Genomic DNA, 3,459 nt, shown 5'->3' with positions numbered 1-3,459 from the left:
GGCCGATCATGAACTAAGATTGAAACCGGACCACCCTATGGGGTCAGGCCAACCCAAGGTCGCTTAAACCAAAAGCACCCTTACATTCCACGGTGTCACCGCTACTAAACAAGTGGCATACATCGAGCGTACCGCCTTCCTCGGCGAGGATAACGCCACGTTCGAGCACATTTTCCATCTCGCGGATATTCCCGGGCCACGAGTAATCCAGCAATAGATGAAGCGCACGATTGGATAAGCCCTTGAGGGACCGACCATGCCTTTTTGAAAATTTCTTTATGAAAAATTCCAGCAAAACCGGGATATCATCCTTTCTTTCACGCAAAGGTGGAATAACAATTGGAAATACATTCAGCCGGTAGAAAAGATCCTCACGAAAACGCCCGCTTTTTATCGCCTGTTTGAGGTTGTCATTAGTCGCAGTAATTACCCGAACATTTACCTTAACCGTCTTTGAACTCCCGAGGTGCTCCATCTCCCCCGTTTGCAAAACTCTCAATAGCTTCGCTTGAGCGGTTAGACTGAGATTACCAATCTCATCCAAAAAAATGGTCCCTTCGTTTGCGCTTTCGAAACGCCCAACGCGGGCATCGGATGCGCCGGTGAATGCCCCTCGCTCCACACCAAAAAGCTCCGATTCAATCAGCGAATCGGGAAGAGCTGCACAATTTAATTCAACGAATGGTTTCCCTACACGCGAACTTCTGTTGTGCAGTTCCCGAGCAAACAGGCTTTTGCCCACGCCGCTCTCGCCCATCAGTAAAACGGTCGCACTAGTGGGAGCCACTCTGAATATTTTGTGCATCACTGCGTTGAATCCAGCAGACGCCCCTATTGGTCCTTCTTTGACAGGCACTTCGTCAGGCTTGCAAGGCACACACTCATGATCTGTAGAGTCAGTCGGGGCTGGCCCTGAACTTTTCAACGCGACAAAGCGACGTTTCTCCAGAGATTGTGGCAGCATATACCGAAGATCCGCATCGGGGGCGTCCCACTCGTCCACGGGCTTTCCAATGATTCGACATAATGTATTGCCCATCGCGCGGCATTCGACTTCCCGGTATAGAATACGCCGGCCCATGAAAGCGCTCGTGTAGCCGCACGCGTAGCCAATCTGCATCCAGCAGGCTGGTTCGGAGCCGATGCCGTACACGGATATGTGAGCCTCATCCTCGGACGAGTCTTTCCACAGAAATTCCCCGTAATACTGACCGGTGGTGCTGTCGATATCCACTCTGACAGGTTCTACCAGGACGATGCCTTCCAGGGCGTGAAGTTGAGGACCTACCGCGAAGGCATCAAATGCGCTGTCTTGCCCGCGAACCTTTCGTGCGAGCGCGGCATCCCGAGAACCCGATAGATATCCCATGCGGGTCAGCAATCCGCGCGCAGCATCGCTACCTAAAGCTTCGATGAGTTCCTGTCGCAGTGAAGCAAACGCGTCCGTATGGATCAAGACCATTCGACGATCGTCGAGCCAGATGCGACCGTCCGCAGGATTGAAACGAAGCCGTTCCGCCAGATCCCGAATGTCCGGAAAATGCAGATCAGCCACTACATCTGGCACGAAAAGCGGTATTCCTCTGTCTATTTCTCCCGCTTTCCCTTTCTCCTCCTTCATGTTCCCTCCTCAGGAAATCGCCAGTCAGGGCTCTTTCTTAAAAGTTCATCGTCTCGCACGCTCTCACCGGGTGCGTAAACCTGCCTGGAACGAAAACCTAATTGGGGGACCGTTCGTTGCCACATGCCGTTGGCGTCACTTGAACGCCCCCCAAAGGCCTCCGCGCGGAGGCTTAAAGCGCCTCTTCCGAGAAGAAGTCACCGACCAATCGGTTAAATCGCTCTCCATGTTCAATCTGCGTCCAATGGCCACAGCGGCCGAACACGTGCAGCTGCGCCCGTGGAATCAGTCTGAGCAGTGTATAGGAATTGGACAGCGGGATGACCTGGTCTTCGCGCCCATGGATGATGAGTGTCTCGTGCGGAAGCGAGCCGACGTCCTCCTCCCGGCTCGCCATAGCGTCCACCCAACGCTGGCGCGGTGCCGGAAACATACTTGAAAACGCTTCCTGAAAGTTCGGCCGGATGCTTGCCTCATAACGCAGGCGAGCGAGGTCGTCATTTACGAGATTGCGGTCGAACGCAAAAACATCGAGCAACTCTCGCATGTTGTCGATTGACGGAACGTAGCCCCAAACCTTGTCCAACCCCTCCGTTATCGGGAAGGAGATACCCACGCTGCCCATGAGGACCAATCGGCGCACTCTTTCGGGCGCCCGGATGGCCAGCGCCAAGGCCAGAGCCCCTCCGAAAGAGTTCCCCACCACGTGAGCCTTGTCAATGCCAAGCGCATCCAGCAACCCGAGCGCATGCCCGACCCAGGTATCCATGTCATACCGGATACCCACCGGCCGCTCGGTATATCCAAAGCCCACCATGTCCGGTGCGATGACGCGAAACTGCTTCGCGAGTTCAGGGATTGTGAGGCGCCAGTTCGCCCATGCGGTTACTCCAGGGCCCGATCCATGAATCAAAAGAACAGGCACTCCCTGACCACGATCGTGATAATTGGTTTTTATACCATTTGCGGTGACTGTATTCGCAATTTCTAAAGAATCCGACATTTGCAACTCCATATATCCAGTATCCGGCAACGAGCAATAACTTGATTTCCCTTAACAACCTCGTATGATTTTTCTTGGTTGAATCATCATCGATCTTTCTCAATGCTTCGCCGCAAAGCATGCTTGGGCGGCTTCCATTGGCATCAACCCTGCATTGAAGTAGCCATGCAAACGCTTGACGACTTCTTTGTCGGGTACATAGGGCCACCGGATAAAACCTAGTTCGACGGCCGCCTCAAACCAGGCGTTCGTCCACGCCTGCAGGTGCTTTGCATCCCCGATGCGTCAGTATATTTGACTCGTCAAACATAGTTTGTCGACCTCTGATGACTCGGAGCAATCATCTGCGCAATGCGACTTACGCTAGACCGCGCCCTCTGGGGGAAGTACCACTTCCTGAACGGCTAGCGGATTTTCGCGTAGATCTCATTGCACGAGCGTCCGCTTCCGTTTCCCTTCTACGAGCGTCAAATTCAGGACACTAGCCTCAAGCTTAACCCGCGTCGCTTGAGGTACGGCAGGTCCAATACATTATGTCTAAAAACGTCTTTGGTCATTCATGACTTCAATGTCCGGCTTCGTGAACACAAAAATTGCTGTTCCCGACTCACGCGACCTCTTGTGGGCTTAAATTTCGCCGATGAACGTGGTACGTCAATAATCACAATGTTTGCCTTTAACGGTGTCTGACAGTCCTGACCTACAGGGTCAACCCCACCCGCGCCCGCCTCTGCATCAAAACCGTTTTTGCCAGGCCACCGCTGCGTTGATCTGCGAGTGGGTCACCTTTATCGGCACGGAGGTGTTGGGCTGACTCGTGTTCGTCAAGGTCTTC

Annotated in this window: 2 protein-coding genes; both read right to left on the bottom strand. The window is 53.5% G+C overall.

Translation table 11 applies throughout. The annotated features are described in order from the left end of the window. Positions 1-43: 43 nt before the first annotated feature. Positions 44-1,621 (bottom strand): sigma 54-interacting transcriptional regulator, encoded by a 1,578-nt coding sequence (locus ACSHSS_RS29845; protein ID WP_445545946.1) that lies wholly within the window; start codon positions 1,619-1,621, stop codon positions 44-46. Positions 1,622-1,793: 172 nt separating this feature from the next. Beyond that, positions 1,794-2,624, bottom strand: a complete 831-nt coding sequence (locus ACSHSS_RS29840; RefSeq protein ID WP_011516071.1) for an alpha/beta fold hydrolase — start codon at positions 2,622-2,624, stop codon at positions 1,794-1,796. Between the last annotated feature and the right edge of the window lie 835 nt (positions 2,625-3,459).

The organism is Burkholderia sp. BC1 (assembly GCF_052683555.1).
Note: the sequence above shows the minus strand (reverse complement) of the source record. Positions and strands in the feature narration are given on the sequence as shown.